This window comes from Rhodoferax sp., from assembly GCF_028688795.1.
Classification (GTDB): domain Bacteria; phylum Pseudomonadota; class Gammaproteobacteria; order Burkholderiales; family Burkholderiaceae_C; genus Rhodoferax.
The window spans coordinates 1-22,678 of sequence record NZ_JAQTXM010000035.1 but is presented as its reverse complement, the minus strand read 5'-3'; the positions used below and the strand labels follow the sequence as shown (position 1 = coordinate 22,678).

General features: G+C 58.0%; 22 protein-coding genes and 1 tRNA gene. 17 read left to right on the top strand and 6 right to left on the bottom strand.

Annotation, left to right across the window (positions count from 1 at the left end; all coding sequences use genetic code 11):
• Positions 1 to 8: 8 nt before the first annotated feature.
• The 8 genes from PHQ58_RS19860 (at position 9) to PHQ58_RS19825 (ending at position 6,253) form a co-directional block, all read left to right on the top strand.
• Positions 9 to 1,760 carry a tetratricopeptide repeat protein gene (locus PHQ58_RS19860; RefSeq protein WP_300114696.1) on the top strand — a complete coding sequence of 584 codons (1,752 nt, stop codon included), beginning with the start codon at positions 9 to 11 and terminating at the stop codon, positions 1,758 to 1,760.
• A gap of 98 nt (positions 1,761 to 1,858) precedes the next feature.
• Positions 1,859 to 2,272: a lipoprotein insertase outer membrane protein LolB gene (locus PHQ58_RS19855; RefSeq protein ID WP_300114692.1), complete on the top strand. Its 414-nt coding sequence runs from the start codon at positions 1,859 to 1,861 to the stop codon at positions 2,270 to 2,272.
• A gap of 17 nt (positions 2,273 to 2,289) precedes the next feature.
• Positions 2,290 to 3,123, top strand: a complete 834-nt coding sequence (gene ispE, locus PHQ58_RS19850) for a 4-(cytidine 5'-diphospho)-2-C-methyl-D-erythritol kinase (RefSeq protein ID WP_300114690.1) — start codon at positions 2,290 to 2,292, stop codon at positions 3,121 to 3,123.
• Between the two features lie 58 nt (positions 3,124 to 3,181).
• Positions 3,182 to 3,258: transfer RNA gene (locus PHQ58_RS19845), tRNA-Gln, on the top strand.
• Positions 3,259 to 3,321: 63 nt separating this feature from the next.
• Positions 3,322 to 4,299, top strand: coding sequence for a ribose-phosphate pyrophosphokinase (locus PHQ58_RS19840; RefSeq protein WP_300114688.1), 978 nt, complete (start codon positions 3,322 to 3,324; stop codon positions 4,297 to 4,299).
• A 97-nt stretch (positions 4,300 to 4,396) separates the two neighbouring features.
• A complete protein-coding gene (locus PHQ58_RS19835; protein WP_300114685.1) occupies positions 4,397 to 5,047 on the top strand; it encodes a 50S ribosomal protein L25/general stress protein Ctc in 651 nt (216 codons plus the stop codon).
• 73 nt (positions 5,048 to 5,120) lie between these two features.
• Complete coding sequence (pth, locus tag PHQ58_RS19830; protein ID WP_300114682.1) at positions 5,121 to 5,783, top strand: aminoacyl-tRNA hydrolase; 663 nt, start codon at positions 5,121 to 5,123, stop codon at positions 5,781 to 5,783.
• Between the two features lie 149 nt (positions 5,784 to 5,932).
• The gene (locus tag PHQ58_RS19825; protein WP_300114679.1) at positions 5,933 to 6,253 is read left to right on the top strand and encodes a hypothetical protein; all 321 of its coding nucleotides are present in this window, start codon (positions 5,933 to 5,935) and stop codon (positions 6,251 to 6,253) included.
• 29 nt (positions 6,254 to 6,282) lie between these two features.
• On the opposite strand, the gene PHQ58_RS19820 is transcribed toward PHQ58_RS19825, so the two are convergent.
• Genes PHQ58_RS19820 through PHQ58_RS19795 form a run of 6 tightly spaced genes read right to left on the bottom strand, consistent with a single transcriptional unit; the run spans position 6,283 to position 11,091 of the window.
• Positions 6,283 to 6,606 carry a YfhL family 4Fe-4S dicluster ferredoxin gene (locus tag PHQ58_RS19820; protein WP_300114678.1) on the bottom strand — a complete coding sequence of 108 codons (324 nt, stop codon included), beginning with the start codon at positions 6,604 to 6,606 and terminating at the stop codon, positions 6,283 to 6,285.
• A gap of 48 nt (positions 6,607 to 6,654) precedes the next feature.
• On the bottom strand, positions 6,655 to 7,116 hold the full coding sequence (locus PHQ58_RS19815) for a universal stress protein (protein WP_300114675.1): 462 nt from the start codon (positions 7,114 to 7,116) through the stop codon (positions 6,655 to 6,657).
• Positions 7,117 to 7,135: 19 nt separating this feature from the next.
• Positions 7,136 to 7,639: a pantetheine-phosphate adenylyltransferase gene (gene coaD / locus PHQ58_RS19810; protein WP_300114672.1), complete on the bottom strand. Its 504-nt coding sequence runs from the start codon at positions 7,637 to 7,639 to the stop codon at positions 7,136 to 7,138.
• Between the two features lie 36 nt (positions 7,640 to 7,675).
• On the bottom strand, positions 7,676 to 8,308 hold the full coding sequence (rsmD, locus tag PHQ58_RS19805; RefSeq protein WP_300114669.1) for a 16S rRNA (guanine(966)-N(2))-methyltransferase RsmD: 633 nt from the start codon (positions 8,306 to 8,308) through the stop codon (positions 7,676 to 7,678).
• A 46-nt stretch (positions 8,309 to 8,354) separates the two neighbouring features.
• A complete protein-coding gene (locus tag PHQ58_RS19800; RefSeq protein WP_300114666.1) occupies positions 8,355 to 9,785 on the bottom strand; it encodes a pitrilysin family protein in 1,431 nt (476 codons plus the stop codon).
• Between the two features lie 22 nt (positions 9,786 to 9,807).
• Positions 9,808 to 11,091 carry a pitrilysin family protein gene (locus tag PHQ58_RS19795; RefSeq protein ID WP_300114760.1) on the bottom strand — a complete coding sequence of 428 codons (1,284 nt, stop codon included), beginning with the start codon at positions 11,089 to 11,091 and terminating at the stop codon, positions 9,808 to 9,810.
• A 227-nt stretch (positions 11,092 to 11,318) separates the two neighbouring features.
• Between PHQ58_RS19795 and ftsY the strand changes: the two genes are divergently transcribed.
• The 9 genes from ftsY (at position 11,319) to PHQ58_RS19750 (ending at position 22,574) form a co-directional block, all read left to right on the top strand.
• Entirely contained in the window at positions 11,319 to 12,446 is a 1,128-nt protein-coding gene (ftsY, locus tag PHQ58_RS19790; RefSeq protein ID WP_300114663.1) for a signal recognition particle-docking protein FtsY, read from the top strand.
• Positions 12,447 to 12,466: 20 nt separating this feature from the next.
• On the top strand, positions 12,467 to 13,147 hold the full coding sequence (locus PHQ58_RS19785) for an alpha/beta fold hydrolase (protein ID WP_300114660.1): 681 nt from the start codon (positions 12,467 to 12,469) through the stop codon (positions 13,145 to 13,147).
• 5 nt (positions 13,148 to 13,152) lie between these two features.
• A complete protein-coding gene (locus PHQ58_RS19780; protein ID WP_300114658.1) occupies positions 13,153 to 14,499 on the top strand; it encodes an Hsp70 family protein in 1,347 nt (448 codons plus the stop codon).
• Positions 14,500 to 14,641: 142 nt separating this feature from the next.
• Positions 14,642 to 16,198, top strand: a complete 1,557-nt coding sequence (locus tag PHQ58_RS19775; protein WP_300114656.1) for an ATP-binding protein — start codon at positions 14,642 to 14,644, stop codon at positions 16,196 to 16,198.
• Between the two features lie 123 nt (positions 16,199 to 16,321).
• Positions 16,322 to 18,055 carry a type IV-A pilus assembly ATPase PilB gene (gene pilB, locus PHQ58_RS19770; protein WP_300114653.1) on the top strand — a complete coding sequence of 578 codons (1,734 nt, stop codon included), beginning with the start codon at positions 16,322 to 16,324 and terminating at the stop codon, positions 18,053 to 18,055.
• Positions 18,056 to 18,073: 18 nt separating this feature from the next.
• On the top strand, positions 18,074 to 19,288 hold the full coding sequence (locus PHQ58_RS19765; protein WP_300114650.1) for a type II secretion system F family protein: 1,215 nt from the start codon (positions 18,074 to 18,076) through the stop codon (positions 19,286 to 19,288).
• 136 nt (positions 19,289 to 19,424) lie between these two features.
• A complete protein-coding gene (locus PHQ58_RS19760; protein WP_300114647.1) occupies positions 19,425 to 20,147 on the top strand; it encodes a TnsA-like heteromeric transposase endonuclease subunit in 723 nt (240 codons plus the stop codon).
• 43 nt (positions 20,148 to 20,190) lie between these two features.
• A complete protein-coding gene (locus PHQ58_RS19755; protein ID WP_300114644.1) occupies positions 20,191 to 22,314 on the top strand; it encodes a Mu transposase C-terminal domain-containing protein in 2,124 nt (707 codons plus the stop codon).
• 122 nt (positions 22,315 to 22,436) lie between these two features.
• Positions 22,437 to 22,574, top strand: a complete 138-nt coding sequence (locus tag PHQ58_RS19750) for a hypothetical protein (protein WP_300114641.1) — start codon at positions 22,437 to 22,439, stop codon at positions 22,572 to 22,574.
• Positions 22,575 to 22,678 lie beyond the last annotated feature (104 nt).

Genomic DNA, 22,678 nt, shown 5'->3' with positions numbered 1-22,678 from the left:
ATGCGGACATGAATTATTATGACCGGATGCGCCTCAAACACTGTCTTTTAATACCCTTGCTGCTGACGCTTGCCGTCACCGCGCAAGCCCAAACCACGCCCAGCCCAGAACCTGGCGGCAAAGTTTCAGCGCTGGACAGTGGCTTGTTTTATCAGCTCCTGCTGGGCGAATTGAACGCCCGTAGCGGCGAACCCGCAGCGGCTTTTTCGCTGATGCTTGATGCCGCGCGAAAAACAAACGACCCCAATTTATTCAGACGAGCGGTGCAGATCGCGCTGCAAGCCCGCTCCGGCGAATCAGCCTTGCTGGCCGCCAGGGCCTGGCTCCAGGCGGTGCCTGCGTCCCGCGAAGCCAACCGCTATGTCTTGCAGGTGCTGCTTGGGCTAAACCGCATCGCAGATACGCTTGAGCCCCTGAAACGCGACATCGCTCTGACCCCGGTTCAAGAACAGCGCGATGTCATTTGGTCCATTCCCGGTATTTTTGAGCGTGCAAGTGACCGCGCATTAGCAGCCAGCACGGTCAAAAAAGCGCTGGCCAGCTTTTTTCAAGACCGCGTGATGAGTCCTACCGCCTGGGCCGTGGTGGGCCGCATGGCCTTGAGTGCCGGCGACAAACCTGCGGCCTTGAGCGCAGCCGCCAATGGATTGGGTCAGGATCCCCGGTCTGAACACCCCGCATTGCTGGCACTTTCCCTGATGAGCCCCGAACTGCCCGCCGCAGAAGACTTGGTAGGTAAGCACTTGCCCCACGCGCGGCCGGAATTTCGCATGGCCTACGTCAAGGCGCTACTGAACGCCAAGCGCGAGGCAGATGCCAAGGCACAACTGGAAAGCATCAGGATTCAAAGCCCGGACTATCCCGACACTTGGCTGATCAACGGCGCACTGGCTTTGCAGGACGGGCAGTTCGATGATGCCCAGCGGCAACTGCAACGCTATCTTGACCTGACTGAGGCAACCACACCCAACGAGCCGCGCCCGGAATTTGTCCGCGGGCGCACGCAAGCGTTCCTGTCTCTGGCACAAATTGCGCAGCAGCGCAAAGATTTCAAAGCGGCCGATGCTTGGCTGCAGCGGGTTGACACGCCCGATGAACTCTTACGCGCCCAAATTCGGCGCGCCGCCCTGCTGGCCCAACAAGGCCAGCTAGAAGCCGGGCTCACATTGATCCGCAATCACGCGGCGCGTTCGGCGGAAGAGGCGCAGCAAAAAAGCGCAGCTGAGGTGCAATTACTCAAGGACGACAAGCAATTTGCGCGTGCTCGCAACCTGCTGCAAAGCAGCCTGCTACAGACCCCGGACGACCCAGACCTGATCTATGACCTGGCCATGGTGCATGAAAAACTGGGGGAGCTCGGTGACATGGAGCGACTACTGCGCGGCTTGATCGCCAGCAAGCCAGATGACCCACATGCCTACAACGCTTTGGGTTATTCATTTGCAGAACACGGCATGCGTTTGCCTGAAGCCAAGGCCCTGATCAGCAAGGCGCTGGAACTCTCCCCCAACGACCCCTTCATCATTGACAGCCTGGGTTGGGTTGAATTTCGCAGTGGCAACCTCAACGTGGCACTGGAGCTGCTGCAAGGCGCCTTCAAGGCCAAGCCCGATGCCGAAATTGCGGCGCATCTAGGTGAAGTGCTTTGGGCGCTCAAGCGCCAGCCTGAGGCGCTGCAGGTCTGGCGCGAAGGCGTCAAGCTCAACCCGACCAACGAGACTCTGGTGAATACCCTGAAACGTCTACAGGTCACCTTGTGACTCGCCGCGCCATTGTTTGGGTCAGCCAGCTAGTTGCTATTTTTTTAATAGCTGGTTGCGCTTTAAATCAGAGGGCTAGAGACCTAAATGATATAAATATGCCGAGCTGGCATGGACGTCTGGCCATGCAGGTGGAAGCCGACCCGGGCAACCCGCTGTCGCAGCGTCAGTCTTTCAGTGCGGCATTTGAGCTCACGGGCACACCAGACACCGGCACACTCACCTTTTTCACCCCCGTGGGAAGCACCGCCGCAGCCATCCGCTGGACACCCTATTTGGCGACACTGGCATCGCCCGGTGACACACGCACATTCACCGGTCTGAGCCCGTTGATTCAAAACCTGCTTGGCACCGATGTGCCGGTGCAGGCGCTGTTTGCCTGGCTGGACGGACGTGAACTGGCGGCCGACGGCTGGGAGGTCGACCTGGTGCAATTTGCGCAGGGCAAAATCACCGCGCATCGGCGCATGCCGCTGCCCCAGGCACAACTTCGCCTGATCTTGGAACCCTGAACGCGCCCCTGGTTGCCATGAAATCGTTGTACGACATTCCCGCCCCCGCCAAACTCAACTTGTTTTTGCACATCGTCGGTCGGCGCGCCGATGGCTACCACCTGCTCGAATCGGTATTCATGCTGATCGACTGGGTCGACACCCTGCACTTTGAACTGAGGGATGACGGACACATCAGCCGCGAAGACCTCAGCGTGCCACTGCCGCAGGATGACCTGGTGGTGCGCGCCGCGCATGCCCTGCAAAAACTCACCGGCACGCGTTTTGGCGCGCACATTGCCATCGACAAGCGCATTCCATCACAAGCCGGTCTGGGCGGTGGTTCGTCCGACGCGGCCAGCACCCTGCTGGCGCTGAACCGCTTGTGGCAACTCAATCTTGGGCTGGATGCCCTGCTGCCACTGGGTTTGGCGCTCGGCGCTGACGTGCCGTTTTTTCTGGGTGGCCGTAACGCCTGGGTCAGCGGGATTGGCGAAAAAATGGCCCCCATTGCACTGCCACCAGCGCAATTTTTGGTTGTCAAACCAGCGGATGGACTCGCCACCCAACGAATTTTTTCACATCCGCAATTAAAAAGAGACACTGAACCCGCTATACTTTCAGGCTTCGCTGCAGACGCATACGGCTTTGGCTGTAACGACTTGCAGGGCGTTGCTCAGCAAATTTGTCCTGATGTTTCCCAAGCTCTGGCTTGGTTAAGCAACTTGGGGTTAAATGGCAGAATGACTGGCTCTGGAAGCGCTGTGTTTGCTCGAACATTGCAAGACATGAACATTCCGGCACCGCCAGGTTTTCAGGTCAAGCAATGTAACAATCTGCCAGTCCACCCGCTTGAAGGCTGGGCTGCATAGGCTTCAAGCGCAGATTGTCAAAGTTATCGGTGATTCATGTCTCATGAGTCACCCGTGTAGGGGAGTCGCCAAGTTGGTTAAGGCACTGGATTTTGATTCCAGCATGCGAAGGTTCGAGTCCTTCTTCCCCTGCCAAATTTTTCAGGTGTGCACGTGAGGCACACCACCGCAAACAGCGACCTATAAGTTGGGATTTTCATGCAAGCCGAACAACCCCCTGAGTTCATGGTTTTTACAGGCAATGCCAATCCCTCGCTGGCAGCCGACATTGCGCGCTGCCTGAAGACCGAGCTGGGCGCCGCTGAAGTCGGGCGTTTTTCAGACGGTGAAGTCACCGTTGAAATCAAACAAAACGTGCGTGCCCGTGATGTCTTTGTCATTCAAAGCACCTGCGCCCCCACCAACGAAAACCTGATGGAATTGCTGATCATGGTTGATGCACTCAAGCGTGCCTCAGCTGAACGCATCAGCGCAGTGATACCCTACTTTGGTTACGCCCGCCAAGACCGCCGCCCGCGCTCTAGCCGGGTACCCATCTCGGCCAAAGTAGTAGCCAACATGTTGCAAGCCGTGGGCGTGGCCCGGGTTTTGACCATGGACTTGCACGCAGACCAGATTCAGGGCTTTTTTGACATCCCGGTCGACAACATTTACGCTTCACCCGTGCTGCTAGGTGATTTGCGGCAAAAAAATTACGACGACTTGATCGTGGTGTCGCCCGACGTGGGCGGTGTGGTGCGCGCACGTGCCCTGGCCAAGCAGCTCAATTGCGATCTGGCCATCATCGACAAGCGTCGGCCCAAAGCCAATGTCAGCGAAGTCATGCATGTGATCGGCGAAATTGAAGGCCGCAACTGCGTTGTCATGGACGACATGATTGACACCGCAGGCACATTGGTCAAGGCGGCTGAAGTATTGAAACAGCGTGGCGCCAAAAAGGTGTATGCCTACTGCACGCACCCCATTTTTTCAGGTCCGGCCATTGACCGCATCACCCATGGTGAAGCGCTTGATGAGGTAGTCGTCACCAACACCATTCCACTGAGCGCCGCAGGCTTGGCGTGCCCAAAAATCAGGCAACTCAATGTGGCCCCGCTAATCGCTGAAACCATTCAGCGCATCGCCGCAGGCCAATCAGTGATGAGTTTATTTTCTGACCAGGACAACCTGTTCTGATCAGAACTTCAAGTGGCTGGTGCATCCATTCGGGGTGCCCGGCTTTTTTTAATTGGGGTCACACTGGTCGCGGTGGACTCTTCCAGGAGTTAAGCATATGAAATTTACCGCTTTTGAGCGTTCCAAGCAGGGCACGGGTGCGAGCCGCCGTCTCCGCATCACCGGTCGCACACCGGGTATCGTTTATGGTGGCGGCACCACCCCACAAGCGATCGAAATTGATCACAACACGTTGTGGCACGCCCTTAAAAAAGAAGCGTTTCATGCCAGCGTGTTGACCATGGACATCGGCGGCACCGAGAGCCCCGTGTTGTTGCGCGACGTGCAAGTTCACCCCTTCAAGCAACTCATCTTGCATGTGGACTTTCAACGCGTAGACGCCACCACACGTTTGCACATGAAAGTGCCATTGCACTTCGTTGGCGATGAAAACTCATCCGCCATCAAGTCTGAAGGCTGCATTGCTAACCACGTCATCAGCGAACTGAACGTGCTGTGCCTGCCAAGCGACCTGCCAGAGTTCATCAAGGTGGACTTGAGCGGCTTGAAAAAGGGTTCTTCTCTGCATCTGGCAGCGATTCCCCTGCCCAAGGGTGTGAGCGTGGTCGTTCACGGTGGCGACAAGAACCCGGTCGTGGTGTCCGTGGTGGTGGTTGCAGCGCCAGAAGTCATTGCTGAGCCAGACGCAGCTGCCAAGCCGGCTGGTAAAGCGGGCGCCAAGCCAGCTGCCAAAACAGCTAAAAAATAAGCCTCCCCTGGCATGCAAAACGGCTCACTGTGTGGGCCGTTTTTTTTCGCCATCACTTTTGCATAATCACACCATGATTCGACTTTTTGTTGGCCTGGGAAACCCCGGCCCAGACTATGCAGACACCCGTCACAACGCAGGTTTTTGGTGGATTGATGCCTTGGCACGGGAACTCAAAACGACCTTGGTCATGGACAAGAGCTACCACGGCATAGTGGCCAGAGCCAATGTACAGGGCCAACCGATTTGGTTACTAAAGCCACAGACCTTTATGAACCTAAGCGGTAAATCGGTGGCGGCGCTGGCGAATTTTTTCAAGATCCCACCGCAGGACATTTTGGTCGCGCATGACGAGTTGGACATCGTCCCCGGGGAAGCCAAACTCAAACTGGGTGGCAGCCACGCCGGGCACAACGGCCTGCGCGACATTCACGCACAACTGGGCACCGACCAATATTGGCGCCTGCGGCTGGGCGTTGGGCATCCTGGCGTTAAGGCCGAAGTGATTCACTGGGTGCTGAAAAAGCCCTCACTCGACCACCGCATTGCGATTGAGCAGACGATTGACCGTGCCCTCAAGGCCTTGCCACAATTTTTGGCAGGTGACATGGAGCAAGCCATCCGACTGGTGCACACCAGCAAGCCGCCGCGCCCCAAACCACCGCGCCCAGCGACCAGCCCACCACCGGATGCACTAACGGACGACCCCATCAAACCAGCAAAGGCCGACACATGACCAAAGCAGCCCAAAGGACGCGGAAAAAAGGGACAAGAATTGCTACGTTATTGATACTTCTCTGCACTGTATCAAGTGGGCTACAGGCTCAAAACGTCTACAAATGTGGCAACACCTACAGCCAGACCCCTTGCCCGGGTGCCAGCACCTTGAACTTAAACGATGCACGTGAGCCTACGCAAAAACTGCAGATGGATGACGCCACACGACGTGATGCCAAGTTAGCAGACGAGCTTGAGAAAACCCGGTTGGCGCAGGAAAAAGCAGCACGCGTCCGACTGCCTGCAACGCAGCCTGCGACCGCGCCCACACCCAAACAAAGTGCAAACACCGTGGTCAGCAAAATCACGCCCAAGCGCATCAAACCAAAACACCACAAGCCAGATGCCTTCATCGCACTGGTGCCCGGATCGGACAAACAACCAGTCAAGACGAAACGGGCGAAGAAGAAAGCCACTCTGCCCGAATAAGGCGAGGCAGGCAGCACGCCACCAGCGTATCAGTGCGACGGCATCGGCACTGGTTGCGTCTCAATGATGGCACCCGTGCCATCGCCCCCCCCGCCAAGCGGGGTCGCCAGAGCTTGCAAGCGACGGTATTTTTGCCACAGGGTTTCCTGATCTTCCACCCATTGTGAATTCACCGGAATGCAATTCACCGGACACACCTGCACACACTGTGGCTCATCAAAATGGCCCACGCATTCGGTGCACTTTTGGGGGTCAATCTCGTAGATTTCAAGCCCCATGTAAATGGCCTCATTGGGGCATTCAGGCTCGCACACATCGCAGTTGATGCATTCATCGGTAATCAACAAGGCCATGTGCGCCATCCAAAGTCAGTGAACATGACCGGATTTTAAAAGGCTGGCCTATTCCGCGAGGTCAGCAGTGTCTTGCTCTTGGTCTGAACCTTTGACGATCATCACCGGCACACCAGCCGCATGCAACACTTCATTGGACACGGAGCCCAGCAAGGCGCTGCGCAGGGCACTGGTGCCACTGGCGCCGATCACCACCAGGTCACAGCCATAGTTTTCAAGAATATCGACCAGCGTGTGCGCGGGGTCTCCAGAAGCCACCTCGGTCTCGTATGGCAGGCCGGCTTCATCCAGTAAGGCCTGCGCCGGGCGCAAGGTGTTTGTACCGGCCGCCGCGCTGACCTGCTCAATCACTTGCGGGTCATGCGCCACCATCAACTCATATAAGCTGGCGGGCTCTTGCACGTTGGCCAACACGATGCTGGTGTTGAGGCCTTCCCCCGCCATGCGAATGGCGAAACGAACGGCGTCCAGGGCGGCAGCAGAGCCGTCAAAAGGCAAAAGAATCTTCATGGTTTCTCCAAAATGGTTGTCAAGGTGTTGCTGACTGGCTGCGCACTTTTTGCAATATGCGCAGGTTCACGCCCGGCGACACAAACTTGTCGACCTCTCCGCCCAGCGTGGCAATTTCGCGCACAAACGTGCTGGAAATGAATTGGAATTTGTCGCCAGGCGTCAAAAATACGGTTTCCACATCGGGCATCAGGCTGCGGTTCATGCCGGCCAGCTGGAATTCGTAGTCGAAATCGGTAACGGCCCGCAGGCCGCGCACCATGGCCCGAGCGCCGCGCGCCACCACAAAATCGCGCATCAGACCTTCAAAGCTTTCAACCTGCACGCCGGGGTAAGCCTGGACGGATTCACGCGCCATCTCAATGCGTTCAGTCAGCGAAAACAAGGTTTTTTTGTGGTGCCCTGCGGCCACGGCCACGATCACATGGCCAAACAACTGGGCGGCACGGCGCACCACGTCTTCATGGCCGAGCGTGATCGGGTCGAATGTGCCCGGATAGACGGCGATCAGGTCACTGGCCATGGCGATCTTTCTGCATCAATAGACACGTTTTCATTATCAACCCGCAGCGAGCGGGTCAGCGGCCAGGCGCTTAAGCAAATGGGCATGCACCATGCCCGCCTTGAGGTGGCGATGCAGTTGCAGGCCCATGGGCTGAAGTTGTTCATCGGTCCACTTTTTTGGCGCCTCCAGATAGACAAAACCAGCCAAGGCCACGGCCTGCGCTGCTGCCGAAATGGCTGAATCAAACACGTCAGAGTCAAACGGCGGGTCAATAAAAATCAGGTCCAGGCTAGCCAACGTGGCATGGCGCAACACCGCCACGCCGTCGCCGCGGGTGATTTGCACCGCATCCGCCTGCAACTGGATCTGCACGCGCTTGAGTTGAGCCACCAGCGCCGCATCGTGCTCCACCAATTGCACCTGCGCCGCCCCGCGTGAGGCGGCCTCGAAACCCAGCACGCCGGTGCCGGCAAAGGCATCCAGACAACGCCAGCCAGACAGGTCCTGGCCAAGCCAGTTGAAGAGGGTTTCACGTACCCGGTCAGGGGTCGGGCGCAAGCCGGGTTTGTCGGCCACCTGAAGCTTGGTGCGCTTCCAATCGCCGCCGATGATGCGCACTTCGTGGCTTTGCACCGCTTGTGAGCGGTGCGGTCGAACGGGTCGCTTGTTGGGGTCTTGTTTCTTCATGCGCTGCATCTTACCTGCGGGGCATCAAGCCCCAATGCCTGTGCAATCAGAGTTTGCTGGGTGCGCCGCCCAGCACCACCGTGGCCATGGTTTGCGGCTGCAATTTGCGCTGGAAGGCGGCACGTATGTCCGCAGCGGTAACTTTGTCAATCTGCTGGGTCCAAGTGTCCAGGTAGGTGAGCGGCAGATGGTTCCAGGCGATGTTGGCCACGTTGTCGAGCAGTTTTCGGTTGCTGTCGATGCGCAGGGCAAAACCACCAATCAGGTTGTCCTTGGCGGCTTTCAGCTCGTGCTGAGTTGGGCCGTCTGCCACAAAACGGGTTAACACCTCACGCGACACCTGCAGCGCCTGGTCTGCCTGGTCGGGGCGGGTTTGCAGGCCGATGGTGAACGCACCAGCGTGCAAGGCGGGCGAAAAATAACTGTAGACGCTGTAGCTGAGGCCGCGTTTTTCACGCACCTGGTTGGTCAACCTTGAGACAAAACCGCCGCCACCCAAAATGTAATTGCCCACGGTGAGCGCAAAGAAATCAGGGTCGTCACGTTTGAAGCCGGGCTGGCCCAGCAACACATGCGCCTGGGCTGACTCAAAGGCGATGCGTTGCTCGCTGGGTTGTTGCAGTGGCGCCACTTCCGCCACAGCGGGCAGTGCCGGACAGCTTACCACTGCGGCGGTTCCAGCAAGTTGCGCCTTGGCGCGCGGGCTGCCCTGCGATTGGTGCGTCAGGTCGGCTTCAGACGACAAGCGCCCCAGCAACTTCGCCACCAGCTGGTCGGCCTGGCTGCGGTTCAACGCCCCCACCACCGTCACCTTGGCGCGACACGGCAAAATCATCTGGCGGTACAAGGCGGCCATCTGCGACACGTCAATACGCGCCAACGACTCTTGCGTCATCTCGTAGCCATAAGGATGGCTGCCATACACGGCTTGGTTGAAGGCGCGACCTGCGATGGTGGCCGGACGGGTGTTGGCCTCGCGAATGGAAGCCTGCATGCCCTCGCGCTCACGTCCCCACACATCGGCCGGAAACGACGGCTCGGCCAGCTGGCGGGCTGCCAATTGCACGGCTTTAGCGAGTAAATCGGGGTAGGTGAGGGAACGCAAGGCAAAACTCATGCGGTCACTGGTGGCATGCGCCACAAAGCTGGCCCCCAAATCGGCCCAGGCCTCGCCCACAGCGTTTTCATCCAGTGCGGGCTCGGCGGGCGAAGTGCTGGCACGCACACCCTTGGCGGTCATAGCGGCGGCCACGCTGGCCAGACCCGCTTGATCGGCTGGGTCTCGGCGGCCACCGGCGTCAAAGTCAAGCTGCACGTCAACCATCGGAATGGCGGCACTTTGCACCAGATACACCTGCGCGCCACTGGGCTGCGTCCAGTGCTCAATGGGAATGCCGGCCCATGAGAAATTTATAAGAAATAAGGCGCTAACCCCTATGGATAATGCGTAGATAGCTATTTTTTTAATAGTATTCATAACTTGGGGTTTGTTGCGACGATCAATGCCGGGCGCCAGCTGGGGCGACGCGTGGCTTACGGGTTTTGTCCAGGGGCTGTGGCACCAGCTGCGCCACGGTGAGCGCATCGTCGCCAAAATAGCGCTGAGCCACCGACTGCACCTGCTCGGCTGTGACGCCACGCAGTTGCGTGATCAATTGGTCACCGGCGTCCAATGCCCAACCCTGCGCCCACTGCGTGCCAAGCTCACGCGCCTGGTTGAAGATCGAGTCAAGCTTGTAAATCTCGCCCGCCACCCACTGGGTCTTGACACGCGCCAACTCCTGCGGCGTGACTCCCTCACGGGCAATGCGCGCCACCTGCGCCTTCAGGGCTTCTTCGACTTGCGTGGCCGTTTTGCCCTGTGCCGGTACACCCATCAACAAAAACAGTTGCGGGCCGCGGCCCCACAAACCGTTGTCAGCCCCCGCGCTGTCAGCCACGCGGTCAGGGCCTTGCGTCAGGGCGCGCTCCAGACGTGCGCCGCTGTAGCCGTCCAGCACCGCAGCCAGCACGGTCAGGGCCAAGGCGTCGGGGTCATCTTTGGCATCCGGGCGCAATTGAAAGCTGGGCACCTTGAAGGCCAGCGTGACCGTGGCCTGATCGGCAGGGGCTTTGAATGCAATGCGCTTGTAGCCACTCTGCAACGGTTCTTCACGCGGTTTGCGGACTGGTACGGCCCGGCTGGGCAAAGACCCATAATATTTTTCAGCCAGGGCCTTGACCTGGTTCACATCCACGTCACCAGCCACCACCACTGCCGCATTGGCAGGCCCATACCAGCGTTGGTAAAAGGCACGGGCATCATCGGCGGTCAGGGCGTCCAAGTCGCTCATCCAGCCCACGATGGGGCGGCGATACGGCGACGCCACAAACACCGCGGCGTTCAGCGCCTCATTCATCAGGGCGCGGGGGTTGTCCTCGGTGCGCATGCGGCGCTCTTCCTTGACCACTTCAAGTTCTTTTTTAAATTCGTCGTCCGACCACTGGTTGTGGGCAAAACGGTCAGCCTCCAGCTTCATCACGTCTTCGAGCCGATTGGCTGGAATTTGTTGGTAATAACCGGTGTAGTCGCGGCTGGTGAACGCGTTTTCGCGCCCACCCAAGGCCGCCACGCGGCGCGAAAACTCACCCGCCGGCACCGTGGGCGTGCCCTTGAACAACATGTGCTCCAGCACATGGGCCACGCCAGATGTGCCATCGACCTCGTCCATCGACCCCACGCGCACCCAGAGCATATGCACCGCAGTGGGGGCGCGCCGGTCAGGTTTGACGATCAGCGTCATGCCGTTGGACAAGGTAAATTGCTGGGCGTTGGCTGTGGCGGGCGCCGTTGCGCTTGGTGCTGGCACCGACACAGGTGCGGTAGCGGTCGCTTCAGCTGCTGCAGTCACTGCGGTTGCGGCCAAAGCAGTAAAGATGACGCCAGCCATTGCCCAGCGGGGCAAGGCGGGGCCAAAAGAAAGAGTTGCGTTGTGTTTCATAGAATGTAGTGATACCACGAACCCACAAAATGTTCAGTTTTTTCAAAAAAAAGCCCCCCACACCGATCACGCCTGCCATCAACCCGGCCACGCAAGCGCTGCCCGTCAGCGTGCCAGCGCCGGTGACACTGCCAACAGCGGGCGCAGTCACGCCTGAAGCGCCCAGCAAGACGCCAGCTACACCGGCGCTTGCAAGCGCGCCCATGGTGGTGCCGGCCGATGCGCCTGCCCCGGCGCGCAAATCGTGGATCGACAAGCTTAAAACCGGCTTGCGCAAGACCGGTGCCAGCATTGCCACGGTGTTCACCGGCACGCAAATTGACGACGCACTCTATGAAGACTTGGAAACCGCCCTACTGATGGCCGACACGGGCGTCAAAGCCACCGAGCATTTGCTGCAAGACCTGAAACGCCGCGTCAAAGAGATCAAGGCCACCGACCCGGCGGCGGTCAAGGGCTTGCTGGTTGAATCGCTCACCAGCCTGCTGACACCGCTGCAAAAATCGCTGGTCATTGGCCGTTTCAAACCCAGCGTGATCATGGTTGCGGGGGTCAATGGCGCGGGCAAGACCACCTCGATTGGCAAGCTCACGCGGCATCTGGCCGCATCGAACGCCAGCGTGCTGTTGGCTGCAGCTGACACCTTTCGGGCGGCCGCCCGCGAGCAACTGACCGTCTGGGCCGACCGCACCGCCGTCGACATCATCAGCCAGGAGGGTGGCGACCCGGCGGCCGTGGCCTTTGACGCGGTGAGCGCAGGCAAAGCGCGTGGCCGTGACGTGGTGCTGGTAGACACCGCCGGGCGGCTACCGACCCAGCTGCACCTGATGGAAGAGCTGAAGAAAATCAAGCGCGTGATCCAGAAAGCCGGGCCGACCGACACCGGCGCGCCAGATAGCTTGCCGCCGCATGAAATTTTGCTGGTGATTGATGGCAACACCGGGCAAAACGCGCTGAGCCAGGTCAAGGCCTTTGACGATGCGCTGGGCCTGACCGGCCTGATCGTCACCAAGCTCGACGGCACTGCCAAGGGCGGCGTGCTGGCTGCCATTGCGCGCGAGCGACCGATACCGGTGTACTTCATCGGCGTGGGCGAAAAGCTCGAAGATCTGGAAACTTTCAACGCCCGGGAATTTGCCCAGGCGCTGCTGTCCTGACGTTTTATTTTCATTGCTTTATGACCCCTGTGCTCCCCCACGTTCAAATCGAGACCACCTCCAACCCAACCGCTGCCGTGATCTGGCTGCATGGCCTGGGCGCGGATGGCCATGACTTTGCGGGCCTGGTGCCTGAGCTGGACCTTTCCGGCTGCCCCGGGATTCGCTTCATTTTTCCCCACGCGCCCAGCATGCCAGTGACCGTCAACGGCGGCTACGTGATGCCCGCCTGGTATGACATTCGGGGGGCTGACCTGCTCAGCCAGCAGGATGAGGCGGGGATCCGCACCTCTGAGCGAGCCATTCAGGCGCTAATCGCGCGCGAAGTCGCACGCGGCATTCCCACTGAGCGCATCGTGCTGGCCGGATTCTCACAGGGCTGCGCCATGGCCTTGCACACCGGCTTGCGCTACCCGCAACGCCTGGCGGGCATTGTGGCGCTGTCGGGCTACTTGCCGCTGGCGCAGACCTTTGCAGCAGAACGCGCTGAGGCCAACGCAAAAACCCCCATTTTCATGGCGCACGGCAGCCAGGACCCTGTGGTGATCCCGGCGCGCGGCGAAGCCTCGCGCGAGCTGCTGAGCGACTTGGGTTATGCGGTGCAATGGCACAGCTACCCCATGCCACACAGCGTGCACCCACGTGAAATTGCGGACATCTCCGCCTTCTTGACACACGAGCTGGCGCGCCCCGCCCTTTAAGCAAGATGGTTCGAGAACTCGCCGCGTCACGGCCATCTGTACCCACGCCTGAAACTATCGCCACCGGCCCGGTGCTGGGCATCGACTTTGGCACCTCCAATTCTGCTGCCGCTCTGGTCGATGCCCGTGGGCAGCTGCACACCATCGCCCTGGAAGGCGCGCGCACCTCCATGCCCACGGCGCTGTACTTCTCCAGCGAAGACGCCCACCTGTCCTTTGGCACAGCGGCCATGCAGGACTACCTGAACGATGTGCAGGATGGCTTTGGCGCCGGGCGCCTGATGCGCGCCATCAAGAGCCTGCTGGGCAGCACCCTGATGGACGAGCAGACCATGGTGAACGGGCAGGCCATGAGTTTTTTTGACGTGGTGGTGCTGTTTTTCAAAGAGCTGAAACGCCGCGCTGAAGCCCAACTGGGCTACCCGGTCAGCGCCGCCATGCTGGGGCGCCCGGTGCATTTTGTCGACGACAACCCACAGCGTGACGCACTGGCGCAGGCTACCCTGCAACGCGCAGCCGTGGCCGCGGGCTTTGAGCGCGTGGCGTTTGAGTTGGAACCGATAGCCGCAGCGTTTGATTTCGAGCGCCGCATTCAAACCCAAGCGCAGGTGCTGGTGGTTGACATTGGCGGCGGCACCTCGGACTTCACCGTGATTCAGCTGCGCCCCGGGCAGCCGCTGGGGCATGACCGCCGCAGTGACATTCTGGCCACCAGCGGCATCCACCTGGGCGGCACCGACTTTGACCGCCTGCTTGATTTGGGCTGCGTCATGCCCCTGCTGGGCTACGGCCAACGCACCCCCGGCGGGCGCGAGCTGCCCAACCGCGTTTTTTACGAACTGGCCACCTGGCACCTGGTGCACCACGCCAGCAGCCGCAAAAGCCTGGCTGAAACACGCGGCTTGTGGCGCGACTTCACCGACCAAGCGCAGCACCAGCGCTTGCTGCATGTGCTGACCGAACGGCTTGGACACCAGTTGCTCGCCGTTGTGGAGATGGCCAAAATTGGATGCTCCGAAAGCCAACGTAGCCAGCGCATCGACCTGAGCTGCCTGCACTTGCCCAGCCAAACCCAAGCCGCGCTGGCCGAACTCAGCCCCGCCACCTTGCACAGCCTGCTGCGAACCCAGTTGACGGCCATCACCCAATGCGCCCGCCAATGCGTGGCCGATGCCGGGCTGGCGCAACCCAGCACGCTGTACCTCACCGGCGGCTCATCGGCCCTGAGCCCGTTGGTGGGCGAACTGCAGGCAGCCTTCCCGAATGCCCACCTGGTGCATGGCGACCGGTTTGGTGGTGTCGCCAGTGGGCTGGCCTGGGCCGCGCAACAACACCCGCACTGGGAACGTTAGCCAACATCATCTGGTAGCTATTAAAAATATAGCTACTTGCGCAATATTTAAAAGGGCTAGAGGCCTATTTAGCTAATATTTTTCAAGCCTGATCAAAGCAGCGCGCCAGTGCGAAAATAACGCACTCCAAAAGCGTCACGCCATGCCTCACACGCCCACTGCCGTCATTCCACTTGCCATACGCCAGCGTCGCTGGTGGCTGGTTTTTTTACTGGTCTGGGCGGCCGTGGTGGGTGGCGCGTTCTACGCACACACCTTGAACATGCGCCAACAGGGCATTGCGGTGGCCCTGGAAGGGGCACGCAACATGTTCAACATGGTGGTGCTCACACGCAGCTGGAACGCCAGCCACGGCGGCGTCTACGTGCCCATTACCCCCGAAACCCAGCCCAACCCCTACCTGGAAGACCCGCAGCGCGACGTGCTCACCACCACTGGCGTGGCGCTGACCAAAGTCAACCCGGCTTACATGACGCGTCTGATTGGCAACCTGGCCAACGCACAAAGCGGCGCTGTTTTCCGCCTCACCAGCCTGCACCCGATTCGCCCGGCCAACGCGCCTGATGCCTGGGAGTTGGGCGCCCTGAGCTTGTTCGAGCAAGGCCAAAAAGAAGTCATGTCGGTGCAAGCCGACGCGCAAGGTGGGCACCTGCGCTACATGGCGCCGCTCCCGGTGTTGCAGTCGTGTCTGGCCTGTCACGCCAAGCAGGGCTACAAGGTGGGCGATGTGCGCGGTGGCATCAGCGTGTCGCTGCCATTCGCCCCCATTACGCGGGCCACGCAAGCCAACGTACAAGAAGACGCGCTGATCTATGGCTTGGTCTTTTTGCTGGTGGCCGGGTCGGGCTGGGCTCTGCTGGAATTGCTACGTCGGCGCTGGTTTGACCTGGTGGAGAAGGCGCTGGCCTTGAGCGAATCACAGCGCCAGCTGCTGCAGGCCGAGAAACTGGCCTCAGTCGGCCAACTTGCGGCTGGCATGGCCCATGAAATCAACAACCCAGTGGGCTTTGTCACATCCAACCTGGGCAGCCTGAAGCACTACACCGACAACTTGATGCAACTGCTGGAAGCCAGCCGCGCCGGGCGTGCCACGGCGGCCGACTTTGCCGCAGCCGACATCGACTTCATCAAAGAAGACCTTGGCGATCTATTTCAGGAGTCGCAAGACGGCCTCAAACGTGTCAAGACGCTGGTGGCACAGCTCACCAGCTTTTCACAAGTTGACAAAGTGGCGTGGCAGTTGACCGACCTGAATGCCAACCTGGAAGACGCCTTGCAAATGGCTTGGCCCCGCCTTCAGGACAAGGCTGAGATGGTGCGTGAATTTGACCAGTTGCCCCCGGTGCCCTGCAAGGTGGCCCACATCAACCAGGTGGCGATGGCCCTGCTGCTGAACGCCGCGCAGGCCATCGCGGGTCGTGGCCAGATCACCGTGCGCACCGGTGCTGACGCCACACACGCCTGGTTTGAGGTCAGTGACACCGGCTGCGGCATGTCTGCAGAGGTGAGACAGCGCCTGTTTGAGCCGTTTTTTACCACCCGTGAGGTCGGCCAGGGCACAGGCCTGGGGCTATCGGTTGCTTATGACACCGTGCGGGCCCACGGTGGTCGTATTGAGGTTCACAGCACACCGGGCCACGGCAGCACGCTGCGCGTTTGGCTACCGCTCAAACCACACGCGCCCCAGCCTGACATCTGAGCCTGCCAGATCGCCCGCAAGCGTTGGATAATGACACGTTGTATGCGCCACTGACGCTGTTTTTTTCACCCCTGTACAGCCACCCGCCCAGCCAGCACACCTGTTCAAGTACATTCCTGCCATATGCATGCCCCTGACTCGTTCCTGCCCGCAGCTACTGACATCACCCTAACGGGCTTGGGGCGCACGCTGGTCATGTCAGGAAAGCTTGGGCAAAAGTTTGCCCAAGACATTTTTCGCAAGGCGCAGGTCAATCGCTCCAGCTTTATCGCCGAGCTCACCGGCTCGGGCGCGGTGTCGGCCACCGATTTGGCGCACACCTTGTCGTTGGCGTTTGGCGCCCCGCAAATTGACCTCGCCGCCGTGGACCCGCAACGCTTGCCCAAGGGCTTGCTGGACAACAAGATTTGCCAGGATTACCGCTTGGTGGTGCTGGGCAAGCGGCAAAACCGCCTGATTGTGGCCACCGCCGACCCAACCGATCACAAGGCAGCGGAAAGAATCAAGTTCTCGACCCAGCTGACGGTCGACTGGGTCATTGCCGAATACGACAAGCTGCTCAAACTGGTGTCAACCAACTCGGCCTCAGCCACCGAATCGATCGAAAACATCGTCGGCACCGACTTTGAATTTGATGAGCTGGCGGCCGAGCCCGCCGGTGACGACGTGGCCATGACCAGCTCTGAGGTCGACGACGCGCCAGTGGTCAAGTTCCTGCACAAGATGCTGATTGACGCCTTCACCATGCGCGCCTCCGATTTGCACTTTGAGCCCTATGAGCACAACTACCGGGTGCGCTTTCGCATTGACGGCGAGCTGCGCGAAATTGCCTCGCCCCCGATTGCCATCAAGGACAAACTGGCCTCGCGCATCAAGGTGATCTCGCGCATGGACATCTCCGAAAAGCGGGTACCACAAGACGGCAAGATGAAGCTCAAGATCGGCCCCGACCGAATGATCGATTTCCGCGTCAGCACCCTGCCCACGCTGTTTGGCGAAAAAATCGTGATCCGTATCCTGGACCCGAACAGCGCCAAACTGGGCATTGACGCGCTAGGCTACGAGCCAGTGGAAAAAGAGCGCCTGATGCAGGCCATCTCCCGGCCCTACGGCATGATTTTGGTCACGGGCCCAACCGGCTCAGGCAAAACCGTGTCGCTCTACACCTGCCTGAACCTGCTCAACAAGCCCGGCGTGAACATTGCCACGGCCGAAGACCCTTCTGAAATCAACCTGCCCGGCGTCAACCAGGTCAATGTGAACGACAAGGCTGGGCTGACCTTTGCCGTGGCGCTAAGAGCGTTCCTGCGGCAAGACCCAGACATCATCATGGTGGGTGAAATTCGCGACCTTGAAACGGCAGATATTGCCATCAAGGCGGCCCAAACCGGTCACCTGGTGCTATCAACCTTGCACACCAATGACGCGCCATCCACCCTGGTGCGCATGCGCAACATGGGTGTGGCGCCGTTCAACGTGGCGTCCAGCGTGATTTTGATCACCGCCCAGCGCCTGGCGCGCCGCCTGTGCCCTGCTTGCAAAAAAGTCATCAACATTCCTGACAAGGCACTGCTCGCCGCCGGCTTCAAACCTGATGAGCTGGACGGTAGCTGGAAACCCTACCACCCGGTGGGCTGCAGCGCCTGCAACAACGGCTACAAGGGCCGCGTCGGGCTTTACCAGGTGATGCCCATCAGCGATGAAATCCAGCGCATCATCTTGCGCGATGGCAGCGCCCTGGAAATCGGTGAGCAGGCCAAGCGCGAGGGCGTGCGCAGTCTGCGCGACGCCGGTTTGCACAAAGTCAAAATGGGACTGACCTCACTCGAAGAAGTGCTGAACGTCAGCAACGAATAATCAAGGGACCCGAACACCATGGCCACTGACAAGTCAAAACCCAAAGAATTTGTCTTTGAATGGGAAGGCAAAGACCGCAACGGCAAACAAGTGCGCGGCGAGATTCGCGCTGGCGGCGAGAACCAGGTCAAGTCGTCCCTGCGCCGCCAGGGTGTGATGCCGAGCAAAATCAAAAAACGGCGCATGAGTGCCGGCAAGCGCATCAAGCCCAAAGACATGGCCATTTTCACGCGCCAGCTGGCCACCATGATGAAAGCCGGTGTGCCGCTGTTGCAGGCGTTTGACATTGTGGGCCGGGGCAACCCCAACCCCAGCGTGACCCGGCTGCTCAACGACATTCGCACCGATGTCGAAACTGGCACATCGCTCTCGGTGGCCTTTCGCAAATACCCGCTGTACTTTGACGCGTTGTACTGCAACCTGGTCGAGGCTGGTGAAGCTGCCGGTATTCTGGACCAGCTGCTGGACCGCTTGGCGGTCTACATGGAAAAGACCGAGGCCATGAAGTCCAAGATCAAAAGTGCCCTGATGTACCCGATCTCGGTGCTGGTGGTGGCCTTTGTGGTCACGGCAGTGATCATGATTTTTGTCGTGCCGGCGTTCAAAGAGGTGTTTTCCAACTTTGGCGCTGACCTGCCCGGCCCCACGCTGGTGGTGATTGCCATCAGTGAAATTTTTGTGAGCTATTGGTGGCTGATTTTTGGCGGCATTGGTGGCGGCTTCTACTTTTTCATGCAGGCTTGGCGACGCAACGTCAAGATGCAGCAGGTCATGGACCGCCTGTTGCTGAAAATGCCGATTTTTGGCGTGCTGGTCGACAAATCATGCACCGCACGCTGGACGCGCACCCTGTCCACCATGTTTGCCGCCGGTGTGCCACTGGTGGAAGCGCTGGACTCGGTGGGCGGCGCCTCTGGCAACTGGGTATACGAGTCAGCCACGCTCAAAATCCAGCAGGAAGTGTCAACCGGCACAGCGCTCACGGCGGCCATGACCAATGCCAACCTGTTTCCCAGCATGGTGCTGCAAATGTGCGCCATTGGTGAAGAATCCGGCTCGATTGACCACATGCTGGGCAAAGCGGCCGACTTCTACGAGTCCGAGGTGGACGACATGGTGGCCGGTATTTCCAGCCTGATGGAGCCCATCATCATCGTCATTCTGGGCACCGTGATTGGCGGCATTGTGGTCGCCATGTACCTGCCCATCTTCAAATTGGGACAGGTGGTTTGATGCTGGTATTGTAGGGACTCAATATACATTGCAGCGAATCACTATAGTTTGCACCTACTTTGCACTAAAGTCAAATCCAATCACTATTTTGCACCGAACCTGATAGACTCCCCACCTCTTTAACGGATGAGGTGTCATGGGTACTGGCCACGACGAACAGCTGATTTCGCTCATTCTTGCTTCTGGAGAACTTATCCAGAAGCGAGAGATTGCGTTAATCACTAAGTTCGAACGAAGTGAGCTGGCGCTTTTCAGGGTGCCCGGTGTTCACAAGACTCAAAAGCACATCCCCGGATTCTTCTGGGTGTCGCAGGTGAATGAACTGGTTTGGTATGAGAGCCGGCTTGAGATGTTTATCCTTAAACAGCTTGATTTCAGTCAAAAAATCAAGGCTATCCTTCCACAACCGTTCTGCTTGCACTTCAAATCAGACGGGGAGCGCAGACGCCACATCCCGGATTTTTTGGTATGGCTAGAAGGTGGGAAACGACTCTTGGTCAATGTCAAGCCAAGACGCCATGTAGAAAAGCCACTCAACCAGAGGTCATTCAAAGCTTGTACCGAGTTGTGCGAAGCCTTTGGCTGGGCGTATGTAACCCTGAGCGAACCAAATCCCATCTTTTTGGCCAACTTGAACTGGCTTGCTGGTTATCGCCGAATTCCAGCCAAATTCAATGACTTCGCTGCACCGATCATTGACAAAGCGTCTAAACGTCAATCGATTCAAGACCTTTTAGCTGATCTTGGACCTGAAGCCTTGGTGCGCCCCGTGCTTTTTTTCTTAATGTGGAAACGACAGCTCGACTTTGATACACGCTCCCTCTTAACCAATAAATCCGAAGTTTGGTTAGCGGCCTAACACCATCACCAAAGATGCTCTCGACAACCAAGCAGGACCCGCCATGATGAAAATGCCCAAACTTACCATTGGCGCCGAAATCGAGTTTGAGGCTACAGCCTATGTTGTTGAAGGGTTCGCTGGTTCGGTAATTGTTATGCGCTCCAATCAAGGCGAAGTCATCAGGATAGGGCTGAGACATCTCGTCACGTCCGATTCGTTCAAACTAATCGGACGAGTTGACGATGAGGTGGTGCCAATTTTTATTGAGGGCGTTTCTAACGCTGAACTGAAGGCCATCAAAGAATTGGCTGCTCACTTAATGGAAGCAATGACCGGGTATCGATCTGGTACAGAGGCTGACGCACTGCCAGGTGAACCAAGAGCAGGATATGACTCCGTAGCCACTACGATGCGGTCCAGATTTGAATTAAAGGCGAATGAACTCAAGGTTAGTTTACGAACACTGTGGAATCAAAAAAAATCTTATGAAAACCATGGTCTGCATGGTTTGCTGGATGGCCGAAAGTCCAAACTGGGCACTGCAAAGCTTGATGACCGCATTCAGAAAGCCATTTTTATGGTTACTGACTCACTTGTTGATGTATCGAATACCACCAACAATCGAATCCGCCGACTTGTTGAACGCGAACTAAAGGCACAGTACCCCAACGAAGATATTTCATTGCCATCAGAGGCCACTTTCAACCGTAGGCTGAAAGAGTTGACAAAGGGTGTCGGGCTCAAAGGTGCGGCCAAACAGCGTCGAAGCATCTCAAATAGACCAGACAAACCGTACTCACACTTTGTGGCCACAAGACCAGGAGAGATGGTTTTGATCGACTCCACCCCACTGGATGCCTACGCCATGGATCCGTACTCATTCGAGTGGATCCCAGTTGAGTTAACCATCGCGCTTGACCTTTTTACACGGTCCCTGGTGGCTTGGCGATTTACCCCCAGGGGCACCAAAGCGGTGGATGCTGCGTTTCTATTGGCAGACATGATCAAGCCCAAATTCAAAGGTTATGACTGGGCCGAAACCACAAAGTTTGCATATATTGGCATTCCCGAGAGCATCGTTGTTGAGGTTGGTGATGACGCACCTGGATCGCCACTTGCAGCCATTCCTTTTATTCACCCAGAATCCGTGATCGTTGATCGAGGCCGCGTGTTTCTTTCCGAAGCGTTCTCCAGTGCTTGTAACTACCTTGGCATCAATTTGTTTATAGCGAGGCCGTACACCCCAACAGACAAGGCTCATGTTGAAAGGATTTTCAAGACTATCCGCGAAAGTTTTGTCCTAAATTTGGATGGTTACAAAGGTCCAGACGTCTGGTCACGAGGAAGCGATCCGGGCGAAAAAGCATTTTGGTTTCTCGATGAAATCGAAATGAAATTCGCAGAATGGGTGGCGACCTACTGGCAGCCCAAGCATCATGACGGGCTGTCACTGCCAAACGTCCCCCACTTGCACATTAGCCCCAATCATATGTTCGAGGAAGGAATTGCCAGGGCAGGCTTTCTCTATGTTGTCCCCGATAAGAACTTGTACTACGAGCTGCTACCAACGGATTGGCGAACCATTCAGCACTATGGCATCGACCTAAGAGGCTTGCGCTATGACGGCGACATTTTGAATGATTTCCGTGATCAGACATCTCCATACCACGCTCAAAATGGCAAATGGCCCATCCGTTATGACCCCCGGGACAGGACGTTTGTAGCCTTTTACGACCACACGTTGAACCAATGGCATGAGCTTCACTGGACTGGAATGGGCCCGATTCATCGTCCCTTCAATGAAATGACCGTCAGCTATGCGAAGGCGTTGGTCATTCAGAATGGCGGAAACAAAAACAACCAAAAAGAACTGGAGACCAGTCTCCATAAATTGCTCAATCGTATTGACGATCAACAGATGCTTGGGCGAAAAGAGCGACGGCTTGCCGCCGTCAACATGATGAACACAACAGCAGCAGCTAGGGACCGACCGCTCAAACCCTCCATTGCCGCGCCAGATACAGAAATGCAAGTCTTAAACTCCGATGGTGATCTTGACATCTGGGCACCTGCCAAACCGGCTGCGGACAATGACGTCACCAAAAACGCCACGGGTTCGAAGCTGTTTAGAACCGTTGCCGAGGCTCAAGAGGAAGATGACGACGACGACATGTTCAACTTTTGATCCTAAACATGGCATTTCGCTCGGCAAGTACACACAGCAGCAGGATACCGCTTCGCGGCGCTTACTGCGTGCCCGGGCGGCTCGAACTTTTTGCCCACAAATAAACACAACAACGGGAAATCATGGCAACCAACAACATTATTGAGCTCGATTTCAACGACAAGCTGCAAATCACGATCAACAACACAAAGCCGGTGGTTCTCACTGACCTGACTATGGCTCTGCTTGGTGTTGGTCTGTCAGCGCCGATTGAATATTGAGCCACCCTGCCGATTCAATATTGAGCCAGGGCGTGTTGCCGAATTTTGAATTGGCAACTGTGGACAAGTGTACTGAATTGCTGGTTTTGGCTATCCCCTGACTT